Source organism: Kitasatospora albolonga (genome assembly GCA_002082585.1).
GTDB lineage: Bacteria > Actinomycetota > Actinomycetes > Streptomycetales > Streptomycetaceae > Streptomyces > Streptomyces stephensoniae.
Window position 1 is genome coordinate 2,089,236 of record CP020563.1, and the last position, 23,403, is coordinate 2,112,638.

Annotated in this window: 21 protein-coding genes; 10 read left to right on the top strand and 11 right to left on the bottom strand. The window is 72.1% G+C overall.

Annotated elements, in window-relative coordinates; translation table 11 throughout:
* Nucleotides 1-51: 51 nt before the first annotated feature.
* The 5 genes from B7C62_09085 (at nt 52) to B7C62_09105 (ending at nt 3,690) form a co-directional block, all read left to right on the top strand.
* Nucleotides 52-597 (top strand): hypothetical protein, encoded by a 546-nt coding sequence (locus B7C62_09085; protein ID ARF72408.1) that lies wholly within the window; start codon nt 52-54, stop codon nt 595-597.
* A gap of 109 nt (nt 598-706) precedes the next feature.
* A complete protein-coding gene (locus B7C62_09090; protein ID ARF72409.1) occupies nt 707-1,516 on the top strand; it encodes a class IV aminotransferase in 810 nt (269 codons plus the stop codon).
* Nucleotides 1,517-1,568: 52 nt separating this feature from the next.
* Nucleotides 1,569-2,030 (top strand): monooxygenase, encoded by a 462-nt coding sequence (locus B7C62_09095; GenBank protein ID ARF72410.1) that lies wholly within the window; start codon nt 1,569-1,571, stop codon nt 2,028-2,030.
* A 366-nt stretch (nt 2,031-2,396) separates the two neighbouring features.
* Entirely contained in the window at nt 2,397-2,936 is a 540-nt protein-coding gene (locus B7C62_09100; GenBank protein ID ARF72411.1) for a hypothetical protein, read from the top strand.
* A 121-nt stretch (nt 2,937-3,057) separates the two neighbouring features.
* Entirely contained in the window at nt 3,058-3,690 is a 633-nt protein-coding gene (locus B7C62_09105; GenBank protein ARF72412.1) for a class F sortase, read from the top strand.
* Nucleotides 3,691-3,705: 15 nt separating this feature from the next.
* Here the strand turns inward: B7C62_09105 and B7C62_09110 are convergent, their stop codons facing one another.
* Nucleotides 3,706-4,497 (bottom strand): hypothetical protein, encoded by a 792-nt coding sequence (locus B7C62_09110; protein ARF72413.1) that lies wholly within the window; start codon nt 4,495-4,497, stop codon nt 3,706-3,708.
* A 129-nt stretch (nt 4,498-4,626) separates the two neighbouring features.
* Here B7C62_09110 and B7C62_09115 point away from each other — a divergent pair, with 129 nt between their 5' ends.
* From B7C62_09115 to B7C62_09130, 4 genes are all read left to right on the top strand, one after another.
* Nucleotides 4,627-5,883, top strand: coding sequence for an FAD-dependent oxidoreductase (locus B7C62_09115; protein ARF72414.1), 1,257 nt, complete (start codon nt 4,627-4,629; stop codon nt 5,881-5,883).
* A 1-nt stretch (nt 5,884) separates the two neighbouring features.
* Nucleotides 5,885-8,500 (top strand): nitrite reductase (NAD(P)H), encoded by a 2,616-nt coding sequence (locus B7C62_09120; GenBank protein ARF72415.1) that lies wholly within the window; start codon nt 5,885-5,887, stop codon nt 8,498-8,500.
* A complete protein-coding gene (locus B7C62_09125) occupies nt 8,500-8,865 on the top strand; it encodes a nitrite reductase (NAD(P)H) small subunit (protein ARF72416.1) in 366 nt (121 codons plus the stop codon). Before B7C62_09120 ends, B7C62_09125 begins: the two co-directional genes overlap by 1 nt.
* 160 nt (nt 8,866-9,025) lie before the next feature.
* Nucleotides 9,026-10,192 carry a translocation protein TolB gene (locus tag B7C62_09130; protein ID ARF72417.1) on the top strand — a complete coding sequence of 389 codons (1,167 nt, stop codon included), beginning with the start codon at nt 9,026-9,028 and terminating at the stop codon, nt 10,190-10,192.
* 94 nt (nt 10,193-10,286) lie between these two features.
* Here the strand turns inward: B7C62_09130 and B7C62_09135 are convergent, their stop codons facing one another.
* The 8 genes from B7C62_09135 to B7C62_09170 form a co-directional block, all read right to left on the bottom strand.
* Nucleotides 10,287-10,697, bottom strand: a complete 411-nt coding sequence (locus tag B7C62_09135) for a glyoxalase (GenBank protein ID ARF72418.1) — start codon at nt 10,695-10,697, stop codon at nt 10,287-10,289.
* Between the two features lie 155 nt (nt 10,698-10,852).
* Nucleotides 10,853-11,890, bottom strand: coding sequence for a transcriptional regulator (locus tag B7C62_09140; protein ARF72419.1), 1,038 nt, complete (start codon nt 11,888-11,890; stop codon nt 10,853-10,855).
* Nucleotides 11,891-12,515: 625 nt separating this feature from the next.
* A complete protein-coding gene (locus B7C62_09145) occupies nt 12,516-15,227 on the bottom strand; it encodes a pyruvate, phosphate dikinase (protein ARF72420.1) in 2,712 nt (903 codons plus the stop codon).
* Between the two features lie 340 nt (nt 15,228-15,567).
* Nucleotides 15,568-16,266, bottom strand: a complete 699-nt coding sequence (locus B7C62_09150; protein ID ARF77063.1) for a hydrolase — start codon at nt 16,264-16,266, stop codon at nt 15,568-15,570.
* 35 nt (nt 16,267-16,301) lie between these two features.
* The gene (locus B7C62_09155) at nt 16,302-17,381 is read right to left on the bottom strand and encodes a spermidine/putrescine ABC transporter ATP-binding protein (GenBank protein ARF77064.1); all 1,080 of its coding nucleotides are present in this window, start codon (nt 17,379-17,381) and stop codon (nt 16,302-16,304) included.
* A gap of 90 nt (nt 17,382-17,471) precedes the next feature.
* Entirely contained in the window at nt 17,472-18,434 is a 963-nt protein-coding gene (locus B7C62_09160; protein ARF77065.1) for an ABC transporter permease, read from the bottom strand.
* Nucleotides 18,435-18,466: 32 nt separating this feature from the next.
* The gene (locus B7C62_09165; protein ARF72421.1) at nt 18,467-19,336 is read right to left on the bottom strand and encodes an ABC transporter permease; all 870 of its coding nucleotides are present in this window, start codon (nt 19,334-19,336) and stop codon (nt 18,467-18,469) included.
* Between the two features lie 47 nt (nt 19,337-19,383).
* Nucleotides 19,384-20,562 carry an ABC transporter substrate-binding protein gene (locus B7C62_09170; protein ID ARF72422.1) on the bottom strand — a complete coding sequence of 393 codons (1,179 nt, stop codon included), beginning with the start codon at nt 20,560-20,562 and terminating at the stop codon, nt 19,384-19,386.
* Between the two features lie 310 nt (nt 20,563-20,872).
* Here B7C62_09170 and B7C62_09175 point away from each other — a divergent pair, with 310 nt between their 5' ends.
* Complete coding sequence (locus tag B7C62_09175; protein ID ARF72423.1) at nt 20,873-21,628, top strand: GntR family transcriptional regulator; 756 nt, start codon at nt 20,873-20,875, stop codon at nt 21,626-21,628.
* Between the two features lie 104 nt (nt 21,629-21,732).
* Here the strand turns inward: B7C62_09175 and B7C62_09180 are convergent, their stop codons facing one another.
* Both B7C62_09180 and B7C62_09185 read right to left on the bottom strand, forming a co-directional pair.
* Nucleotides 21,733-22,881, bottom strand: a complete 1,149-nt coding sequence (locus B7C62_09180) for a tRNA dihydrouridine synthase DusB (GenBank protein ID ARF72424.1) — start codon at nt 22,879-22,881, stop codon at nt 21,733-21,735.
* Between the two features lie 138 nt (nt 22,882-23,019).
* Nucleotides 23,020-23,382: a hypothetical protein gene (locus B7C62_09185; GenBank protein ARF72425.1), complete on the bottom strand. Its 363-nt coding sequence runs from the start codon at nt 23,380-23,382 to the stop codon at nt 23,020-23,022.
* Between the last annotated feature and the right edge of the window lie 21 nt (nt 23,383-23,403).

A 23,403-nucleotide genomic window follows, 5' to 3' on the forward strand; every position in this document is an offset into this window, starting at 1 on the left:
GTGTCGTCGGCGAGCAGGACAACGAGCCCTGCGGTCTCGTCCTACGCAGCGATGGCGCTGCTCACCGCCGTTTTCGCCTGGCTGGCCTTCTTCTGGTGGTTCTCGCTGGAGGCCCTCCTCGCCGATGGCCTGTGCGGGGCGCGGTACGGCGGTCCGGGGTGCGCGCCCGGGACGGGCTGGAGAATCGCCGTCCTCGTCTTCGCCACACCGCTCCTCATGGTGGCGACCAGTGTCTGCAACTCCGAGGTGTACCGTCCCGAGCGGCGAGGCCACGAGTGGTTCAGGGTCGTGCTGTTCAGCGTGCCGGTCGTCGCACTGTTCCACGTGCTGCGAGGTGCGGACCTCGGGTTCCGGAGCCTGACCGGAGCGGCCCTGTGCGGGGCGGCGGCCGTCGCCGTCGTGGTCTGGACAGCCCGGACGACCGGCGTGAGGGGAGCGTTCTGGCTCATGCGCCCCGAGCGGCTGTCGGCCCTGGGCGTCGATCCGTCCTCCCGGAGCCTGTCCCTCCCGCAGAACATCGCGTTCCTCGTGGTGAACATCGCGGGCGGGCTGGCCGGCTTCTGGGCCGCTCATGCCGCGCATGGCTTCCTGGCCTGAGGCCATGGCTTCCTGACCTGGGGTCGGAGCAGGCGGCCGACGGCGCGGCACAACGGTGCGAGGGGCGGGCGGACCTCCACCGGCCGCCGCCCCTGCCTACGGTGGCCGTATGACGAATCCTCCGCCCCTCCCCCATGTCCATGTCGAGATGGACGGCCGCCCCGCCACCGCCGACGACCTCCGCGTCCCCGCCCTCTTCGGGTTCGGGCACTTCACCGCCATGCAGGTGAGGGACCGGCGGGTGCGGGGGCTCGGGCTGCATCTCGACCGGCTGGCGGAGGCGAACCAGGAGCTGTTCCAGCTGCCCCTGGGCGGGGGGCGGGTGAGGGAGCTGATCCGGCACGCGCTGGACGGGGCCGGGCTGCGGGACGCCTCCGTGCGGGTGCAGGGGTTTCTGCCGCCCGGGGAGGGGCGTACGCGGGTCATGGTCACCGTGCGCGAGGCCGCCACCATGGCGCCGGGGGCCCGGAGCCTGATGTCGGTGCCGTACGCCCGTGCCGTGGCGCACATCAAGCGGCCGGGCGAGTTCGGGCAGACGTACTACGGGATGCTGGCCGCGCGAGCCGGGTTCGACGAGGCCCTGCTGACCGCGCCGGGCGGGGTGGTGACCGAGGGGGCCGTCACCAACATCGGTTTCTGGGACGGGACTTCGGTCGTGTGGCCGGACGCCCCCGCCCTCGTCGGCGTCACCATGGCGCTGCTGGGGCGCGGTCTCGCGGCGGCCGGGGTGCCGTCGGTGCGGCGGGCGGTGACGCTGGACGGGGTGGGGCAGTACCGGAGCGCGTTCATCTGCAACTCCCAGGGCATGGCGCCCGTGCGGCGGATCGATGATGTCGAGTTCGCGGTCGACGGGGAGGCGGAGGCGCTGATGGGGCGGCTGGAGTCGGCTTACGGGAACGTGGCGGCGGACAGCATCTGAGGGGGGAGCCCGGGCGCCCCTGCCCGGCTCCGCCGTGGCGGACCATGGGGGCATGCAGATCCATATCGAGGCATCAGCGCTTCCCGGCCGCGCCTGCGGGCCGGACTCCGACTTTCCCGGGTTCGAGAACATCCATGTCGGCGTCCAGCGCAAGGACCGGCCCGGCGAACTGCTCGGCCTGCACCCCGGGGACGCCCCTTCCGCGTCCTGGACCCTGGAGTGCGCGGCCAGGGCGACCGAGGACGGGGTCGTCGTCTCGGGGCCGTACATCCAGAACCGACTGGGCGGTCGGTTCGTCTATCTGTCGTGGGGCACGGTGGACGGCTCCGGCCTCTTCTCCATGTTCCGGCGCGCCAAGCTGATGTTCAGCGATATCGACCCCGAAGTGCTCGAAGCCTCCGCGCGCTCCGGGCATCTCACCGGACGGCTGGAACTGACCGATGCCAAGGGGCAGCCACTGTGCGGGCGGGTGCGTCCGCCGCTGATCTCGTGGAGCGCCACGGGCGGTGAGTGACCCCGGAGAGCCGACACCGCCCCCACCGGGCCCAGGGGGGACAGGCCGGGTGGGGGCGGGTGCCGTGGGGGGCGGTGAATCCGTCCCGTGGGGGGTGTCTTGCGTGTGCCCGGGACCCGGGAGCGCATGCATGTGACGTAGGTCACACCCGCCGCGAACCCCTCACCCGATCGGCACCCGGGGCGGCAGCACGGACCGAACGGCCCAGCCGCACCGCCGTGACCTGCGGCGATCTCCGTCGGCAAGGGTGCCGCGCCGGTCCGTACGGGTGAAAGCTGACCTGGCGTCAGAAGGCAGGGGGCCGCGGGCGGCCGTTAGGTCAGGGACAGGACACCACCGCTCGCGCCGTCTGCCCGGAGGAACCCCATGCGCAGTCCTGCCCGCCTCATGACCGGTACCGCCTCTGCCGCGGTCGCCGTCATAGCGCTCGGTCTCACCGCCGCCCCGTCCGCGTACGCGGACAGCTTCGGCCGGCTGGAGATCACCCCGGCGACCGCTCCCCCCGGCGCCAAGGTCACCGTGAACACCACCGCCTGCGGCCCCAAGGGCTCGGGCGTCGGTGACGCGAACTCCCTGGACGCCGGGGACTTCGAGGTCCGGCGTGGTACGCACAAGGAAGTGCTGGTCGGCCAGTTCACCGTGCCGCACGACACCCGGCCCGGCGTCTACGAGGTCATCGTCTCCTGCGACAACGGCAAGGACGCCGTCGGCGACCTCAAGGTGATCGGCGGCGGCAAGCACAAGCCCGACCACGACCGCCCGTCCGGCCACGTCCGGACCGGGGTCGGCGGCAGCGTCGAGCCGAACTCCACACAGGTCGCCCTCGGCGTCGGCGTGATCGGCATGGCGGCCGTCGGCGGTCTGTGGCTGCTGCGCCGCCGGACCGAATCCCCCGAGGGCAGCTGAGGCCCGGGGCCGGAAGGACCGGGCCCCAAGGGCCCCGGCCACGGCCCCGCACCGACCGGGCCGGACACGTCCCCGAGCGTGTCCGGCCCGTCCCCGACCCACGGCTTACGAGGACGACGACGTGTCCCAGAGCGCGCAGAAGGCCAGGGGCTGGCTGGTGGGCATCGCCGTACTGTGCGGCATCTGGCTCATCCAGAACGGCTCCGGCGAGCAGCTGATCCCGCCGCAGCCCTCCAGCGCCCAGGCATTCGCCGCCGGGCCCCAGCTCCAGCCGGGCTCCCCGGTCGCCGAGCCGCTGCACCCCTCCGACCCCGTACGCATCCGCATCCCGAGCATCGACGTCGACGCGCCGATGATGCGGCTGGGGCTCGGGGCCGACGGCAGCCTCGACGTACCGCCGGACGAGGACCGCAACCTCGCGGGCTGGTACGCCGACGGGGTGCCGCCCGGCGCCAAGGGCACCGCTATCGTCGCCGGGCATGTCGACAACGCCGAGGGGCCCTCCGTCTTCTACGCCCTCGGCGCCCTCACCAAGGGAACCCGGGTCGAAGTCGTCCGCGAGGACGGGCGTACCGCGATCTTCTCGATCGACGCCATCGAGGTGTACGACAACAAGGACTTCCCCGACCAGCGCGTCTACGGCGACTCCCCGCACGCGTCACTGCGCCTGATCACCTGCGGCGGCGGGTTCTCCAAGGAGACCGGCTACCAGGGCAATGTGGTGGCCTACGCCCATCTCACCGATGTGCGCTGAGCCTCCCCCGGTCCCCTACGCCGTCCACTGGTCGTAGCCCAGCTTCGCCACCAGCGAGAACACCACCGTCAGCAGCACCGCCCGGACGAAACCGCTCCCCCGGCTCAGCGCCATCCGGGCCCCCGCCATCGCGCCCGCCAGGTTGAAGACGGCCATCAGGGCGGCCAGTTGCCACAGGACCGTGCCCTGGTACGCGAACATGGCCAGCGCCCCCGCGTTCGTACACACGTTGACGATCTTCGCGGTGGCGGAGGCCGTCACCAGGTCCAGGTGGAGCACGGCGGTCAGGGCCAGCACGAGGAAGGTGCCGGTGCCCGGGCCGAACAGGCCGTCGTAGAAGCCGATCCCGCCGCCGACCAGCACGACCGCCGTGACGATCCGGGCCCGGGTCACCGGCCGGGCGTCGGCGTCGCCCGCCACCGCCGTGCCGAACGACGGGCGCAGCAGCACGAAGGCCGCGACCCCGAGCAGCGCCACCATGATCACCGGGCGCAGCACCTCGCTGCTGATCCCAGCGGCAAAGAACGCCCCGGCCATCGACCCGGCGAGCGCCATCAGCCCCACCCGTACCGCCAGCCCCACCCGTACCGGGGCTCTCCGTACATAGGTGATCGCGGCGCCCGAGGTGCCGACGATCGCGACGGCCTTGTTGGTACCGAGGACATGGGCCGCCGGTACGTTCGGCAGGCCGAGCAGCAGCGCGGGCAGGAGCAGCAGCCCGCCGCCGCCCACCACCGCGTCGATCCAGCCCGCGGCGGCCGCGGCCAGGCAGAGGAGGATCAGGGTGGTGAGGGTGATGTCGGGCATGGCGTCGACACTAAGGGGGCCCTCGGGGCGGGAACTCACAGGGGGCACCGGCCCGCGCTGAGCGCACGGTTCCGTCCGGGAAACCGGCGGGATGCGGCCGGGTAACACCCGCCGTCCACGCTCTTCCCCATGAGGAAGACGAGGGAGAGCGCCGACGCGCCCGTCGTGGTGATCGGCGCCGGGATGGCCGGGGCCCGGCTTGCCACGCGGGTCCCCGGGGCCACCGTCGTCGGCGAGGAACGGCACGCCCCCTACAACCGGGTGCTGCTGGCCGATGTGCTGGCCGGGCGGTACGCCCCGGACGTCATCGCCCTGCCGTCCGCCGAGGTGCGGCGCGGGGTGCGGGCCGTCCGGATCGACCGGGCCGACCGGCTCGTCCACTGCGACGACGGCGGCGTCCTGCGCTACGGGCGCCTCGTCCTGGCCACCGGCTCGAACCCGGTGCTCCCGCCGCTGCGCGGGCTCGGCCCCACCCTGCCGGAGGGGGTGCACCCCTTCCGTACGCTCGACGACGCCCTCGCCCTGCGTGCCGCCGTACGGCCGGGGGTGCGGGCGGTCGTCATCGGCGGCGGGCTCCTCGGGGTGTCGGCGGCGCGGGCGCTCGCGGAGTGCGGCGCGCAGGTGGTGCTGGCCCAGCAGGGCGAGCACCTCATGGAGCGCCAGCTCGACCCGGAGGCCGCCGCCCTGCTCCGCGGCCACCTCGAAGCGCTCGGGGTGGAGGTGCACACCGAGTGCCGGGTGCGGGGGCTGCGCCGCACGACCCTGGCGACCGGAGAGTCCGTACGGGCCGTCCAGCTCGCCGACGGCTATGAACTCGCCGCCGACCTCACCGTGCTGGCCTGCGGCGTACGGCCCCGGACCGGGCTGGCCCGGGCCGCCGGTCTGGAGGTCCGCAAGGGGATCGTGGTCGACGACGAGCTGCGCACCTCCGACCCGTACATCCACGCCCTCGGCGACTGCGCCGAGCACCGCTCCACGCTCTACGGGCTCGCCGGGCCCGCGCTGGAACAGGCCGACGTGCTGGCCGAGGTACTGGCCGGGCGGCCCGGACGGTACGAGGGGACCCGGGCCCTGACCCGGCTCTCCCTGCGCGCCGGAAAAGCCGAAGGCACCAAGGGCACCACGGGCACCAAGGGCCCCGAAGCGCTCGACCTCGCCGCCTTCGGTGAGCCCCGTCCGCTCCCCGGTGACGACGTGGTCCGGCTGGCCGATGCCACCCGGGGCGCGTACCGCACGGTCGTCGTCCGCGACGGGCGGCTGGCCGGCGGGGTGCTCCTGGGCGACCTCGGCGCGGTCGGCGGCCTCGCCCGCACCTGGCAGGACGACGAACCGCTGCCGCCCGCCATGTCCCTGCTCCACCTGCTCACCGACGACGGAGGCCACTGAGATGCCGGAACCCACCATCCCGAACGCCACGGCGGACGGCGTGCCCGCTCCCGCCGTGGCCGACGGCTCCGTACCCACCGTCGTCCTCGTCGGGCACGGCATGGTCGGCCAGCGGTTCCTGGAGTCCCTGGCCGCGCGCGGGCTGACCCCGGCCGCCGGGCGCGCCCGGGTCGTCGTGCTCTGCGAGGAGCCCCGGCCCGCCTACGACCGGGTGCGGCTCACCTCGTACTTCGCCGGGCGCTCCCCCGGGGAACTCTCCCTCGTGGAGCCGGGGTTCATGGAGCAGCACGGCTTCGAGCTGTGCGTCGGCGATCCGGCCGGGAGCGTCGACCGCGAGGCCCGGACGGTGACCGCGCGGTCCGGGGCGGTGTTCCCGTACGACACGCTGGTGCTGGCGACGGGCTCGTACCCCTTCGTTCCGCCCGTGCCGGGGAAGGACTCCCGGGGCTGTTTCGTGTACCGGACGATCGAGGACCTGCTCGCGATCGAGGAGTACGCGAAGGGGGCGGAGACCGGGGCCGTGGTCGGGGGCGGGCTGCTCGGGCTGGAGGCGGCGGGGGCGCTCAAGGGGCTCGGACTGCGCACCCATGTCGTGGAGTTCGCGCCCCGGCTGATGCCGGTGCAGGTGGACGAGGGCGGGGGCGCGGCGCTGCTGCGGACGATCGAGGGGATGGGACTGACCGTCCATACGGGGGTGGGGACGCGGGAGGTCACCGCCGGGGCGGACGGGGCGGTGAACGGGATGGCCCTCTCGGACGGGTCGTCCCTGGCCACGGATCTGGTGGTGTTCTCGGCGGGTGTCCGGCCGCGCGACCAACTGGCCCGTGACTGCGGGCTGGTGGTCGGGGAGCGCGGCGGGATCGCCGTCGACGCGGAGTGCCGGACCTCCGACCCGGCCGTGTTCGCGATCGGCGAGTGCGCGCTCGCCTCCGACGGGCGGGTCTACGGGCTGGTGGCGCCCGGCTACGAGATGGCGGAGACCGTGGCCGAGGTGCTCGGCGGCGGGGCGGCCGGGTTCACCGGGGCCGACATGTCGACCAAGCTGAAGCTGCTCGGTGTGGACGTGGCCTCGTTCGGGGACGCGCACGGGGCGGCGGAAGGCGCGCTGGACGTCGTGTACGCCGACTCCCGCTCCGGGGTCTACAAGAAGCTGGTGATCGGCGCGGACGGCACCCTGCTGGGCGGGGTGCTGGTCGGGGACGCGGAGAGCTACGGCACCCTGCGGCCGATGACGGGGAGCGTCCTGCCCGTCGCGCCCGAGCAGTTGGTGCTGCCCGCCGGGGCGGGCGGGCCGGTGGCGCTGGGGCCGTCCGCGCTGCCGGACGACGCCGTCGTCTGCTCCTGCCACAACGTGACCAAGGGCGCGATCTGCGAGCACACCACCCTGCCCGAGGTGAAGAAGTGCACCCGGGCGGGGACGGGCTGCGGCAGTTGCGTGAAGGTGATCGGGCAGCTGCTGCCGCAGAGCCAGGACACCGGGCTGTGCGGCTGCTTCCCCTACAGCCGCAGCGAGTTGTACGAGATCGTCCGGACCCTGGGCACCACCTCGTTCACCGCCCTCCTCGACTCGCACGGCCGCGAGGAGGCGCGCGGCGGGAACGGCTGCGAGGTCTGCAAGCCGGCCATCGGCTCGGTCATCGCCTCGCTCGCCCCGACCGTCGGCGCCAGCGGTTACGTCCTGGACGGGGAACAGGCCGCCCTCCAGGACACCAACGACCACTTCCTCGCCAACCTCCAGCGCAACGGCTCCTATTCGGTCGTGCCCCGCATCCCCGGCGGCGAGATCACACCGGACAAGCTCATCGTGATCGGCGAGGTGGCCCGCGACTTCGGCCTCTACACGAAGATCACCGGCGGTCAGCGCATCGATCTCTTCGGCGCCCGCGTCGACCAACTTCCGCTCATCTGGACCCGGCTGGTCGACGCGGGGTTCGAGTCCGGGCACGCGTACGGGAAGTCGCTCCGTACGGTCAAGTCCTGTGTGGGGCAGACCTGGTGCCGCTACGGCGTGCAGGACTCCGTACGGATGGCGATCGACCTGGAGCTGCGCTACCGGGGGCTGCGCGCCCCGCACAAGCTGAAGTCGGCGGTCTCCGGCTGCGCCCGGGAGTGCGCGGAGGCCCGGGGCAAGGACTTCGGGATCATCGCCACCGCCCAGGGCTGGAACCTGTACGTGGGCGGCAACGGCGGGGCCACCCCGCGCCACGCGGACCTGCTGGCGCAGGACCTCTCGGACGACGGACTGGTGCGGCTCGTCGACCGGTTCCTGATGTTCTACATCCGTACGGCGGACCGCCTGGAGCGCACCTCCGCCTGGCTGGAGCGGATCGACGGCGGCCTGGAGCACGTACGGGATGTCGTCGTCCATGACTCGCTGGGGCTCTGCGAGGAGCTGGAGAGGCTGATGGCCGACCATGTGACCGGCTACCGCGACGAGTGGGCCGAGACCATCAACGACCCCGAGCGGCTGCGGCGGTTCGTGACCTTCGTGAACGCCCCCGATGTGCCCGACCCCTCGGTGCGGTTCGTCCCCGAGCGAGATCAGATCAAGCCCGATCTGGAGCTGCTCGCCGGACCCGTGCTCGCCGTCCGCACCCTCGAAGGGACCGTGTCCTGATGGCCACCGTTGATACCGCGCGGACATCCCGGGACGCCCGCACGGTGGTGCGGATCGCCCATACGGAAGGCCGGTTCACGGTCTGCGACCCGGCCCTGCTGACCCCCGGGCGCGGGGTCGCGGTGCTGCTGCCGGACGGCGGGCAGGCCGCCCTGTTCATGGACCGGTCCGGGGCGGTGCACGCGATCGGCAACCGGGACCCGTTCACCGGGGCGTACGTCCTCTCGCGCGGGCTGCTCGGCTCGGCGGGCGGGCGGCCGTTCGTGGCCTCGCCGCTGCTGAAACAGCGCTTCGACCTGGCCACGGGGGTCTGCCTGGACGACGAGGAGGTCTCGGTGCCGGTCTATCCCGTGCGGGTGGAGTGACGCCCGGACCGGCCCGTACGGGCGAAGCGAACGCCCGGACCCGGTCCTCCCCCGTTCACCGCTTGTTGGGAGCACGTCAACCAGTTGCCCTTACAGTCCTGACGCGCGACCCGCCGGTCCGTCCGGAGCGGCGGGCCCTCACTCATCCGTGGAGTGAATCGTGGAACGTCGGACCTTCTTGCGCACGGCGGTGGTCGGCACCTCGGCGGCGGCCTTCGGCGGCACCCTGTGGCGGGGCGCCGCCTCCGCCGCACCCGCCCAGCCGGCCCCCGGCCCGTACGGCCCGCTCCAGGCGGCCAACGGCAACGGCATCCAGCTGCCCAGCGGCTTCACCAGCCGCGTCATCGCCCGGTCGGGGCAGACCGTGGCGGGCACCTCCTACCGGTGGCACAGCGCCCCCGACGGCGGGGCGACCTACGCCGACGGCTCGGGCTGGATCTACGTCTCCAACGCCGAGGTCTCCTCCGGCAGCGGCGGCGGGGCGAGCGCGGTGCGGTTCAACTCCTCGGGGACGGTGACCTCCGCGTACCGCGTCCTGTCCGGCACGAACAACAACTGCGCGGGCGGCTCGACCCCGTGGAACACCTGGCTCTCCTGCGAGGAGGTCACCCGGGGGTACGTCTACGAGACCGACCCGTGGGGCGTGAACGCGTCCGTGCGGCGGCCCGCGCTCGGCCGGTTCAAGCACGAGGCGGCGGCGGCCGACCCCGACCACGGGTACATCTACCTCACCGAGGACGAGAGCGACGGCCGCTTCTACCGCTTCCGGCCCGCCACCTGGGGCAACCTGTCGAGCGGCACGCTCCAGGTGCTGGTCGCGGGTACGGGCACCTCGGGGCCGGTGACCTGGGCCGACGTCCCGGACCCGGCCGCCTCCTCCACCCAGACCCGCCACCAGGTCTCCAGCGCCAAGGTCTTCAACGGCGGCGAGGGCTGCTTCTACGCGGCGGGCACCTGCTGGTTCACCACCAAGGGCGACAACCGGGTGTGGGCGTACGACGCGACCACCTCGTCGATCTCGCTGACGTACGACGACTCGCTGGTGACGGGCGGGGCGGCCCCGCTGACCGGCGTCGACAACGTCACCCGGGCCGGCTCCGGCGACCTCTACGTGGCGGAGGACGGCGGGAACATGGAGATCTGCCTGATCACGCCGAACGACACGGTGGCCCCGTTCCTGCGGATCACCGGCCAGTCGGGCTCGGAGATCACCGGGCCCGCGTTCTCGCCGGACGGCAAGCGGCTGTACTTCTCCTCGCAGCGCGGCACCAGCGGGAGTTCGTCCGGCGGCATCACGTACGAGGTGACGGGGCCGTTCCGCAGCTGACGCCCCGCGTACGGGATGAGGCGGCGGCGGCAGCCGTGCCGCACCCGCGTGCGCCGGGGCCGTCCTCGCGAGGCCCCGGCGCACAGCCCGCAGCTCAGCTCTCGCCCATGGTGGCGGCCGGGTCCATCCAGATGACCTCCCAGATGTGGTGGTCGGGGTCCTGGAACGAGCGGCCGTACATGAAGCCCAGGTCCTGCGGCTCGTTCGCCGGGGACCCGCCTGCCGCCAGCGCCGCGTCGGCGAGTTCGTCGACCTTCTCGCGGCTGTCGGCGCTCAGGGCGAGGATGACCTCGGTCGTCCCCGACGCGTCCGCGATGTCCTTCTTGGTGAAGTCCTTGAAGCGCGGCTCCGTGAGCAGCATGGCGAAGATCGTGTCGCTGATGACCACACACGCGGCCTTGTCGTCGGTGAACTGCGGGTTGATGGAGTAGCCGAGCTTCTCGAAGAAGCCCTTCGAGACCTCCAGGTCCTTCACCGGCAGGTTCACGAAGATCATCTGAGCCATGGTCGTTGCCTCTTCCGCGTTCCGTCGTGCGCCTCGGTGGGTCCGTCCGGCGCTGTCGAAGGGGTAGACGGCGGGGCCGCCCGGAACTCATCGGCGTACGGCGAACGGATTTCACGGGTTCTCCGGGGCCCGCTCACGGCCTTCCCGGCGCCCGCTCAGGACAGCGCCATCGGTGCCCCGCCCCGGAGCAGGGAGCCGCCCAGCGGGGTCAGCGTGTGGAGCACCGAGCTGCCGTGGCGCAGGGTGAGGACGAGGCCCGCCTCGCGCAGGACGGAGGCGTGCTGGCTCGCCGAGGCGAGGGAGACCCCGGCCCGGCGGGCCAGTTCGCTCGTCGTGCAGCCGTCGCCTATGGACTGGAGGACGGCGGAGCGGGTGTGGCCGACGAGCCGGCCGAGCCAGGGGCCGGGCTCCGCGAACTCCGGGGCGCCGGGGTGGGTCACCGGGTAGACGAGCACGGGCGGGAGCGCCGGGTCGCGGTAGACGACGGGGGTGCCCCGGCAGAAGAACGAGGGCTGGAGCAGCAGCCCGCGCCCGTCGAGATACAGATCGCGGTCGACGGGGTAGTCCGCCTCCAGCACGGGCTCGCGCCACCGGATCATCGGCGGCAGCGCCGCCAGCAGCCCCTCGGCCCCGCCGTCCAGGAGCGCGCGGCCCCGGACGGCCCGGTCGGCCTCGATGGCGGCCCGGATGTGCGGCCAGTACGGCTCGACGGCGGCGTCGTGGTAGCCGCGCAGGGCGCTGATCAGCCGGCCGAGGGGTTCGGCGCGGCCCTCGGAGAGCGCGGCGGGCAGCGCGGCCGTGATCCGCCCGGCGCCCGCGTCGGACCGTGCGGAGGGCCGCCCGCCCCGCTGCCGCCGCCGTCCCGCCTCCATCAGGTTCAGCTCGCGGCGGATGCGGTCGGCGGGGGTGTCGCGCAGGGCCTCCATCCCGACGTCCAGCCCGAAAGGCTCGGCGCCTTCCTGCGAGGGCGTCAGGAAATCCGGGAAATAGCCGCGGGGCGGGACGACCGCCGCCAGCAGTTGTGCTTCACCATTCAACCGAGCCCGCGTTTCTGTCCGCCATTTCCCGAAGACCGTGGAAGCCCGCCGGTCCCTCAGCCGGTGAAAGCTGAGAATCGTTTCCCACATCGCGTCCGGCCTCGTGGCCATCCGCACCCGCGAAAGGTCCAGCCTGGACACATGAATCCGCAGCACCGCTCCCCCACCTGTTGCATCCGCAATTGCCCCCACCAAAGGGTATGCGGGCCGTCACAGGAGGTCACCACGGGGTTTCGGCCAGAAGTGAAACGTCTCGCCCCGTTCCGCTTCACCCGAAAAGCTGTACGGCGTCGGGTACGCATCCGGTGCCCACCGGATGAGCACGTGAAGGCCGTGGGGGGCTTTGTGTGTTCGGCGGCGGTGGGCGACGGTGCGGCTCCGTACCCGACGGGGGTAAGCCGGGTGCGGTCCATGGGTGGGGATCCATGGACCGCACCCCGGTCCCCGCTCCGGTCCACCGGAAGGCCACCCGCATTTCTTTGCGCATTAAACGAAGCAATGTGCGCTACGACACATCCGTTGTCCGCATTCCGCACACCGGAACAGACCGGTAGCGCTGATTCCGCCGCCCGAAGTGACGGGCGACACATCGGGCCGATGCGCGGCGCATATCCCGCAGGCAGGACGAAGCGGCGGCACCCCCGCACAGGGTGCCGCCGCTTCTCGGTTTCCGGGGTTCGGAACAGGGTGCGGGACCGATGAGGGACTCGGCCCAATTCCCTTATGAATCCCCGGAGTTGGTCAATCGGACTCGGGTCGGCGGCTGTCGGCCGGACCGGGGTCAGCGGCTGTCGCTGGCCCGCGCTCCGGCCGCCGCCCGGCCCGCCTCCAGACGCGCCACCGGGATACGGAACGGCGAGCAGGAGACGTAGTCGAGGCCCACCTCGTGGAAGAAGTGCACCGACTCCGGGTCACCGCCGTGCTCGCCGCAGACGCCGAGCTTGAGGTCCGGGCGGGTGGCCCGGCCGGCCTCGGCGGCGCTGCGCACCAGCGATCCGACGCCGTCCTTGTCGATCGTCTCGAACGGGGAGACCCCGAAGATGCCCTTCTCCAGGTACGCGGTGAAGAACGACGCCTCCACGTCGTCGCGGGAGAAGCCCCACACCGTCTGGGTCAGGTCGTTGGTGCCGAACGAGAAGAACTGGGCGGCCTCGGCGATCTGAGCCGCCGTGAGCGCGGCGCGCGGCAGCTCGATCATGGTGCCGATGGTGAGCTTGAGGTCGGTGCCGGTGGCCGCCTGGACCTCGGCGATGACCTGGTCGGCCTCCTCGCGGACGATCTCCAGCTCCTGGACCGTGCCGACGAGCGGGATCATGATCTCGGCGCGCGGGTCGCCCTTGGCGTTCTTGCGGTGGGCGGCGGCCTCAGCGATGGCCCGTACCTGCATGGCGAAGAGACCGGGGATGACGAGCCCGAGGCGCACCCCGCGCAGACCCAGCATCGGGTTCTGCTCGTGCAGCTTGTGCACGGCCTGGAGGAGGCGCAGGTCGTTCTCGTTGGCGTCCTTGCGGGACTCCGCGAGCGCGACGCGCACCGAGAGCTCGGTGATGTCGGGCAGGAACTCGTGGAGCGGCGGGTCGAGCAGCCGTACGGTGACGGGCAGCCCGTCCATCGACTCGAACAGCTCGATGAAGTCGGCCTTCTGGAGCGGCAGGAGGGCGGCCAGCGCGCTCTCGCGCTCGTCGTCGGTGTCCGCCAGGATCAGCTTCTCGACCATCTCGCGGCGCTCACCGAGGAACATGTGCTCGGTGCGGCACAGCCCGATGCCCTGGGCGCCGAAGCGGCGGGCCCGCAGGGCGTCCTCGGCGTTGTCCGCGTTGGCCCGCACCCGCAGTCGGCGGACCCGGTCCGCGTACGCCATGATCCGGTGCACGGCGGCGACCAGCTCGTCGGCGTCGTCGGCGCCCGCGTGCATCCGGCCCTCGAAGTACTCGACGACCGGGGAGGGTACGACGGGTACCTCGCCCAGGTAGACCTTGCCGGTGGAGCCGTCGATGGAGACGAGGTCGCCCTCCTCGATCACCTTGCCGCCGACCGTCATCCGGCGGCGCTTGGTGTCGACCTCCAGGTCCTCGGCGCCGCAGACACAGGTCTTGCCCATGCCGCGCGCCACGACCGCCGCGTGCGAGGTCTTGCCGCCGCGCGAGGTCAGGATGCCCTCGGCGGCGATCATGCCTTCGAGGTCGTCGGGGTTGGTCTCGCGGCGGATGAGGATGACCTTCTCGCCGGAGCGGGACCACTTGATCGCGGTGTACGAGTCGAAGACGGCCTTGCCGACGGCGGCACCCGGCGATGCGGCGATGCCCCGGCCGAGCAGCTCGGTCTTCGCCTCGTCGTCGAAGCGCGGGAACATCAGCTGCGCGAGCTGGGCGCCGTTGACGCGCTGGAGGGCCTCGGCCTCGTCGATCAGCCCCTGGTCCACGAGCTGGGTGGCGATCCGGAAGGCGGCACCGGCGGTGCGCTTGCCGACCCGGGTCTGGAGCATCCAGAGCTGGCCGCGCTCGATGGTGAACTCGATGTCGCAGAGATCCTTGTAGTGGTTCTCCAGCGTCTCCATGATGCCCATGAGCTGGTCGTACGACTTCTTGTCGATCGACTCCAGATCGGCGAGCGGCACCGTGTTGCGGATACCGGCGACGACGTCCTCGCCCTGCGCGTTCTGGAGGTAGTCGCCGTAGACGCCCTGGTGGCCGCTGGCCGGGTCGCGGGTGAAGGCGACGCCCGTACCGGAGTCGGGGCCGAGGTTGCCGAAGACCATGGAACAGACGTTGACCGCTGTGCCGAGGTCGCCGGGGATGCGCTCCTGGCGGCGGTAGAGCTTGGCGCGGTCGGTGTTCCACGAGTCGAAGACCGCGTTTATGGCCAGGTCCATCTGCTCCCGCGCGTCCTGCGGGAACTCGCGTCCGGCCTGGTCCTGGACGATCTTCTTGAACTGCTTGACGAGCTTCTTCAGGTCGGCCGCGGCCAGGTCGGTGTCGACCGTGACCTTCTTGGCCGCCTTGGCGTCCTCCAGGGCCTCTTCGAAGAGGTCGCCGTCGACGCCCAGCACGGTCTTGCCGAACATCTGGATGAGGCGCCGGTAGGAGTCCCAGGCGAAGCGCTCGTCGCCGGACTGGGTGGCGAGGCCGGCCACCGAGGCGTCGGAGAGGCCGATGTTGAGGACCGTGTCCATCATGCCGGGCATGGAGAACTTGGCGCCGGAGCGGACGGAGACCAGCAGCGGGTCGTCCGCCTGGCCGAGCTTCTTGCCCATCCGCTCCTCCAGCGCGGCGAGGTGCGCACTCACCTCGTCGCGGAGGGCCTTCGGCGCCTGCCCGCTCTCCAGGTAGACCTTGCACGCCTCGGTGGTGATCGTGAAGCCCGGAGGGACGGGAAGACCGAGGTTGGTCATCTCGGCGAGGTTGGCACCCTTGCCGCCCAGAAGATCCTTCAGATCCTTGTTGCCCTCGGTGAAGTCGTAGACGAACTTCTGAGGATCTTTGTTTTCCGACACGGGTCTCGACTCCTCGAGGACGCGGTGGCTGCCCTGACGGCGAGGAACATACCCAGATCGAAGGCGTATGGGTACGTCCACTTGATCGTCATACGGCCGCAACCACCCGTCCGCCAGCAGATCTAAAGATTCGCTCCGGCACCCGGAGTGCGATCTTCCGTTCAGCTCTTGAAGGCAGCATGGCCATTTCTTGACCCTGGGCTCTCATCTGAGCAGACCCCTTCGCACCTGAGTGCACTTCTCGAAGGCTGTTACGTGGCACTGAGTGCCAGGTCTTCCAGAAGTGCAGCCACCGCCAATCCGCTCATCTGAGCGGACCCCCGATCAAGGGTGGCGTGAATCACGCTGGTTTCGGACCCTGGATTTCAGGATTCGGACGCCTCAGGCAGTCGCTCAGCACCCCGAGGTCCACCTCTTCCAGGCTACGGGCGAACGTCCGCCCCCGCCCGGGGGCCACCGGCAGCAGCGACGGGACCACCAGCACCGCGCACCCCGCCGCGTCGGCGGAGGCGGTGCCGTCCGGGGAGTCCTCCACCGCCACGCACGCCGAGGGCTCCGCCGCGAACCGCTCGGCCGCCGCCCGGTAGGGGTCCGGATGCGGCTTGGTCCGTACGGTGTCGTCGGCCGACAGCGTGAAGGCGAAGTCCACCCCGGCCAGCGATCCGGCCACCACCGCGTCCACCACACTGCGCGGCGAGGCGCTGACCAGGGCGAACGGCACTCCGGCGCCCTCCAGCGAGGCCAGCAGGGCGGCAGCGCCGGGGCGCAGCGGGGCGCCCGCGTCGACCTTCCGGAAGAAGGAGTCGGTCAGCTCGGCGGCGGTGCGCGCCAGCGCGGCGGCCCGGTCGTCGGCGGCGGTGCCGGGAAGGGCCGAGGAGTCGCCGCCCGTGACCTCGATCAGATGAGCGGCGGTGTCGGCGACGGCCCGGCCGACGACCTCGGGAGCGTCCGCGTCGGTCAGCCGGTGGCCGAGCCCGGCCGCGACCTCGCGGGCCGTCTCCCACCAGAGCACCTCGGTGTCGACGAGGGTGCCGTCCATGTCGAAGAGGACGGCGGCGGGGGCTGCGGGGGTCTTCACGCGTCCACCTTCTCGTCGGAGGCCGCCGCTTCCGGCGCCGTCGTCTCCCGTACGGGCACGACGAGCACCGGACGGCGGACCGGGGTGACCCGGGCCCGTACGCCGGGAGCCAGCTCGGTGGCGTCCCGGGAGGCGAGGTCGGCCTTGACCGCGACGCCGTCCGGAAGGTCGAGCAGGACCCGGGTGACCGAGCCGAGGAAGGAGGCGGAGACGACCGTGGCGGTGCCCTCCGGGTCGGCGGTGACGCCGATGCTCTCGGGCCGGATGAGGACGTCGACCGCGCCCCGGCCCGCGGGAACGTCACCGTCGACCGGCAGCGAGGCGCCCGCGACGGCCACCGAACCGTCGCCGGTCAGCTGCCCGGGCACCCGGTTCATGGTGCCGACGAACTCCGCGACGAACGGGGTGGCGGGGCGCTCGTACAGCTCGGCCGGGGGCGCACACTGCTCCAGACGGCCCGCGTTGAGGACGGCGACCCGGTCGGCCATGGAGAGCGCCTCCTCCTGGTCGTGGGTGACGAAGATCGTGGTGATCCCCAGCGCCAGCTGGAGGCGGCGGATCTCCTCGCGGAGGGTGAGCCGGACCTTGGCATCGAGTGCCGAGAGCGGCTCGTCCAGGAGCAGGACCCGGGGGCGCAGGGCGAGGGCGCGGGCCAGGGCGACGCGCTGCTGCTGGCCGCCGGACATCTGGTGCGGGAAGCGGTCGCCGTGGGCGGGCAGCCCGACGAGTTCCAGCAGCTCGTTGGCGGAGGCGTGCCGTTCGGCGGTGGCGACGCCGCGCATCCGGGGGCCGAAGGCCACGTTGTCGCGGGCGTTGAGGTGCGGGAAGAGGCTGTAGGACTGGAAGACCATGCCCGCGTCGCGCCGGTTGGCGGGGACGGGGGTGATGTCCTCGCCGTCGACCAGGACCTCGCCGGAGTCGGGCTGCTCGAACCCGGCAAGGACCCGCAGCGCGGTGGTCTTGCCGCAGCCGGAGGGGCCGAGGAGGGCGAGGAGCTCGCCGGGTTCGGCGGTGAGGTCGAGGCCGTCGAGGGCGACGGTGGGGCCGAACGCCCGGCGCAGGGAGCGGAACTCCACCCGGGCTCCGGTGACGTCCCGTCCCCCTGGCGCGGCGGCTTCGGCCGGCTCGGGACGTGGGGCGGCGGTGGGCAGGGCTGACATGGGTGGCTACTCCTTGCCGGGTACGGGGATGGGGGCGGCGGCCGGGGTGGTGGCGGCCGGAAGCGCGGAGGCTCCGACGGCCGGGGTCGCGGAGGCTGCGGCGGGAATCGCGGCGGCTCCAGCGGCTCCGGCGGGAATCGCTCCTGCGGAGGCCGGGGCGGAGGGCCCGGTTCCGGCGCGCGAGAGGATGAGCAGCAGGGCCCAGGTGATGAGGAGCGAGAGCAGCGAGACCGCGACCGACATCCGGGCCTCGGCGCCGGAGACGGAGACGATCCACACCGCGAAGGGCCGGAAGCCCAACAGCGAGGCGACGGTGTACTCACCGAGCACCAGCGCCAGGGTGAGGAAGGAGGCCCCGGCGAGCGAGGAGCGCAGGTTGGGCAGGATGACGCTCACGATCACCTGCAACCGGCTCGCCCCGCAGTTCCGGGCCGCCTCCACCAGCGTGGGCACGTCGACGGCGCGCAGCCCCGCGTCCAGCGAGCGGTGCACGAACGGCAGCGCCAGCACGGTGTAGGCGAGGACCAGCACCACCGGGAACGACTCGTTCTGCACGGCCAGGAAGGTCTGGTAGAGCGGGGTGCGCGAGAAGTGGTCGGGCCCCCAGCGCAGCACGGTGGCGATCCCGGTGACCAGGGCGATCGGCGGCACCACCAGCGGCATCATGCAGACGATCTCCACGACGGCCCGCAGCCGGGGCGGCCCGAGCCGCACCGCGACGAGCGCGGGGACGACGAGCAGCAGGGCGAGCGCGATGGTGGCGGCGGCGAGGGAGAGCGAGAGAAAGAGGCTCTCGGTGAAGCCGTCGGCCGACAGGATGCCGCTGTACGCCTCGAAGGTGAGGCCCTGGTTCGGTACGTGGACCGTGAAGACGAACGAGGAGAGCAGCGGGGTGATGAAGTAGAGCCCGGCGACGGCCAGGACGGCCCCGCGCCAGTAGCGCGGGCGCGTGCGGCGGGGCGCCTTCACCGGGGCGGCGGCCTCAGGGCGCGCAGTGGTCGTCAGTGCAGCCATCGGGAGCTCCGTCGCTGGAGGGGCAGATAGACCGCCATCACCAGTCCGGCGATCACGATCATGTCGAGGCTCAGCGCCAGGGCCACGTTCTCCTGGCCGACCAGGACGTTCCCGGAGAGGGCGTCGGCGATCTTCAGGGTGACCAGCGGGACGGAGCCGCCGACGAGGGCGGCGGCCGTGGCGTGCGCGGCGAAGGCGCTGCCGAAGAGGAGGACGAACCCGCCGAGCAGCGAGGGCGCGAGCACCGGCAGTCCGACGTGGCGCCAGTACTGCCAGGCGGTGGCGCCGTTGTTGCGGGCGGCCTCGCGCCACTGGGGGCGCAGTCCGTCCAGCGCGGGGACGACGACGATCACCATGAGCGGGATGAGGAAGTAGAGGTAGATGACGGTGAGTCCGGTGAAGGAGTAGAGGTTCCAGCCGAGCGCGTCCAGGTGGCCGATCTGCGTGACCACACCGGAGATACCGAGGGTGGCGACGAAGGCGAAGGCCAGCGGGATGCCGCCGAAGTTGGCGAGCACCCCGGAGGCGGTGAGCACGGCCCCGCGCAGCGCGCCGCGCCGGGAGGTGACGACGGCCTGGGCGATCAGCACGCCGAACACGGTGGCGATGGCGGCGGTCAGCGCGGAGAGCTCGACGCTCCCGGTGAGGGAGGTGAGGTAGGGGCCCTGGAGCGAGCGCTGGAGGTGTTCGCCGGTGAGCTCGGTGGTGCCGGAGGCCGGGTCGGTACGGGTGACGGCCCCGTACAGCAGGGCACCGGCGGGCAGTCCGAAGCAGAGCCCGGCGAAGACGAGCAGCGGGAGCGCGCCGAGCCAGGCGCGGGGCGGCCGGCGGCGGCGCGTGCGGCCGCCGGCCTTCACAGGCGCCGCCCCGGGTCCCGGGGCGGCGGTCGGGTGGGAAGGGGTCATCAGGAGACGGCCTTGTCCCAGTTCTCGGAGAGCGTGGTGTTGGCCTTGTCGAGCTCCTCGGAGGAGGGGAACGTCGGCGTGCCCTCGACGGCGGGGAGCTTGGCGACGAAGGTCTTGTCGACCGTCCCGTCCTCGGTCATGGCGGGCAGCAGCACCGGGCGGGCGTACCCCTTGAGCCAGAGGTTCTGGCCCTCGGTGCTGTACAGGTACTCCATCCACAGCCGGGCGGCGGCCGGGTGCGGGGCGTCCTTGTTGATGGCCTGCGAGTAGAACTGGGCGTAGACGCCGTCCTTCGGTACGGAGACCTTCCAGTCGACGCCCTTGCCCTTGAACTGGTCGGCGTACCCGGCGTTCAGGTAGTCCCAGTCGATGCTGATGGGCGTCTCGCCCTTCTCGACGGTCGCCGGGGTGGACTCGACGGGGATGAAGTTGCCGCTCTTCTTCAGCTTGCCGAAGAAGTCGATGCCGGGCTGGATGTCCCCGAAGGAGCCCTTGTTGGCGAGGGCCGCCGCGTAGACGCCGCCGAAGGCCGAGCCGGACTTGGTCGGGTTGCCGTTGAGGGCGACCTTGCCCTTGTACTCGGGCTTCAGCAGGTCGGCGAAGGTCTCGGGGCAGTTCTTGATACGGGCGGCGTCGCAGCCGATGGAGACGTACCCGCCGTAGTCGTTGTACCAGCGGCCGTCCGCGTCCTTCTGGCTGTCGGGGATCTTGTCCCAGGCGGTGACCTTGTACGGGGCGAAGAGGTTCTCGGCGGCACCGCTGCGGGCGAAGGCGATGCCGAGGTCGAGGACGTCGGGGGCGCGCTTCTGGCCCTTGCGGGACTTGACGGCGGCTATCTCGTCGGAGCTGGAGGCGTCGGGGGTCTCGCTCTTGATCTTGATCTTGTACTTGGCCTGGAAGCTCTTGATGATCTCGCCGTAGTTCGCCCAGTCCGGCGGCAGGGCGATCACGTTGAGCTCGCCCTCCTTCTCGGCGGCGGCGACCAGCTCGTCGAACCCGCCGAAGTCGGCGGCCGAGGTGGCCTCGGTGAACTTCACGCCCTTCGCCCCGGTCTCGGCCTTCTCCTCGGGCGCGGCACCACAGGCGGTGAGGGCGGTGAGGGCCGCGGTGGAGAGGGCGAGGGCGGCGACGGCACGGCTGTTGGCGCGGATACGGGGGCGGGGTCGGGCTCTGCGCACGGTAGGTCTCCCAGAAGCGAAGCGTGAGGGCCACTTGTTCATACAAGCTGGCACCAGTTCGCCCGGGCCAGGTGTCGGGAAAGTTAACGTCCCATGTCCAGTGCCACAAGAGGGCAGGAAGAGGAAAGCCCACTATTCAGGGGTTGTGGTAGATAACGACCTTGCATCGAAACGTGTCACGCCGACGCTAGAGTGAGCGGCAGGACCGTCACCGACGAGCGGACCTGTACACAACGCACGGTTCACATGGGTCGCGGTCCGCCGGACGGCCGGGCCTGGGCACCGAGCATGAACGCCGAGGGGGAGACGCGTGGGCGCTACGCGCTACCGGGAGATCGCCGAGTCGCTGCGGCACGCCATCCGCACCGGCACCTACCCGCTCGGCTCCCGCCTCCCGTCCGAGAGCGACCTCGCCACCCGCTGGGAGGTCTCACGCGGCACGGTCCGCCAGGCGGTGGCGCTGCTGGCCTCCGAGGGCCTGATCGGCTCCCGGCAAGGGGCGCGCAGGGTGGTCCTCCGCCAGGAGCGCCGCCAGAGCTTCCAGCAGCTCAACAGCTTCGCGCAGTGGGCGCAGGCGATGGGGTGCGAGGTCACCAGCCGCATCCTGACCCGCACCCTGCGCCCGGCGACCGACGAGGAGGCGGAGCGCCTGGACACCGACCCGGGCACCGAGATCCTTTACGTCCTGCGCCTGCGCCACCTGGACGGCGAGCCGGTGATGGTCGAGCGGACGGTGTACGCGGACTGGGTGGCCCCGGCGGTCCTGGAGCTGCCGGAGGACTGCGTCTCGATCATGGACAGCATCGCGGAGCGGGCGGACATCGTCGCGCACTACGGCGAGCACCTGATCGACGCGGTCGCGGCCGGGAGCGAGGACGCCCGCCTCCTCCAGATCCGCCGCGCCAGCCCGCTGCTGCGCCAGCGCCATCTGTCGTACACGGCGGCGGGCCGGGCCATCGAGTGGACGGACGACCGCTACCGGGCGGGCAGCGTGGTCTTCAACGTGATGAACTCCGCGGCGGCGGCCCCACTGGAACGGCGGGCGGGGCCGGACGTGACGGGCTGAGCGGTAGCGGTACGGGGGCGGGGTTTCTCCGGCCTGTACGTGTGCGGAGGCGGAGCTCCCCGGTCCCGTACGCGTACGGAACCGGCCCCCGTTCCCGTACGGCATCACCCGCCGGAGGTGTCCAGCTCCGCGTCGGCGCTGACGCCCGCGCAGTCGTACGGGTCCTTCAGCCAGCCGTCCGGCAGGACAACCCGGTTGTTGCCGGAGGTCCGCCCGCGCGGCCCGTCGGCGCCGTCGGGCCAGGGCTGGTCGAGGTCCAGCTCGTGCAGCTGGCCGGCCAGCTCCTCCAGCGAGGAGGTGATGGCCAGCTTCTTGCGCATCTCGGAGCCGACCGCGAAGCCCTTCAGATACCAGGCCACGTGCTTACGGAAGTCGATGACGCCCCGGGCCTCGTCGCCGATCCACTCCCCCAGCAGCGTCGCGTGGCGCACCATGACGTCCGCGACCTCGCGCAGGGCGGGCGCGTGCCGTTCCGTACGCCCCTCCATGGCACTGACCAGATCGGCGAAGAGCCAGGGCCGCCCGAGGCACCCGCGCCCGACCACCACTCCGTCGCACCCGGTCTCCCGCATCATCCGCAGGGCGTCGTCGGCACACCAGATGTCCCCGTTGCCGAGCACGGGAATCTCGGGGACGTGCTCCTTGAGCCGGGCGATGGCGTCCCAGTCGGCGGTGCCGCCGTAGTGCTGGGCCGTGGTCCTGCCATGCAGGGCAACGGCGGTCACTCCCTCCTCGACGGCGATGCGCCCCGCGTCGAGGAAGGTGAGGTGGTCGTCGTCGATGCCCTTGCGCATCTTGATGGTGACGGGCAGGTCCCCGGCCCCGGAGACGGCCTCCCGGAGGATGGCCCGCAGCAGGGGCCGCTTGTACGGGAGCGCGGAGCCGCCGCCCTTGCGGGTGACCTTGGGGACGGGGCAGCCGAAGTTCAGGTCGATGTGGTCGGCGAGATCCTCGTCCACGATCATGCGGACGGCCTTGCCGACGGTGACCGGGTCGACCCCGTACAGCTGGATCGAGCGCGGGGTCTCGGCCGCGTCGAAGTGGATCAGCTGCATGGTCTTCTCGTTGCGCTCGACCAGCGCCCGCGTGGTGATCATCTCGCTGACGAACAGCCCCTTGCCCCCGGAGAACTCCCGGCACAGCGTCCGGAACGGGGCGTTGGTGATACCGGCCATGGGCGCGAGCACCACGGGCGGCTGCACGGTGTGCGGGCCGATGCGGAGCTGCGGGAGGGCGGGGGCGAGCGTGGTCATTGCTCCATTGTCGCGTACGCCGGAGGGGTGACGGCCTCGGCCGTCGCGCACCCGGAGGGAGCGGCGGTCTCGTGCGGTGGCGTACGCGGGAGGGGACGGCGGTCCCGCGCGGGGAGCGGCCGTCCCGCGCGATGGTGGTCACGCGGCGCGGCCGTAGTCCTCGGCACCGCCGCCGTCGGGTGAGTCGCCGCAGCGGTCGGCGCAGTCGGGCCCGTCGTCGTAACAGGGGCCGTCGTCGGCGCGGTCGGGTCCGTCGACCTGCCGGAGGAGGCGTTTCTGGGCGATGCGCAGGAGAACCCAGGCGGCCAGGAGTACGCCGGTCAGCACCCAGGAGGCGATCCGGGCGGTGGACCACCAGGCGGCTGACGGCCGGAGCAGGATCTCGGTGGCGGTGAGGGCCAGGGCGAGCGCGTGCGCCCAGCACAGCAGGGCGCCGGCCCAGCGGGTGGCGCGGTTGGTCCGGCGGAACCCGGGTCTCGCCCTCGGCTTGTTCTGCTCCATCTCCGTGCCCCCGTTTCGTCA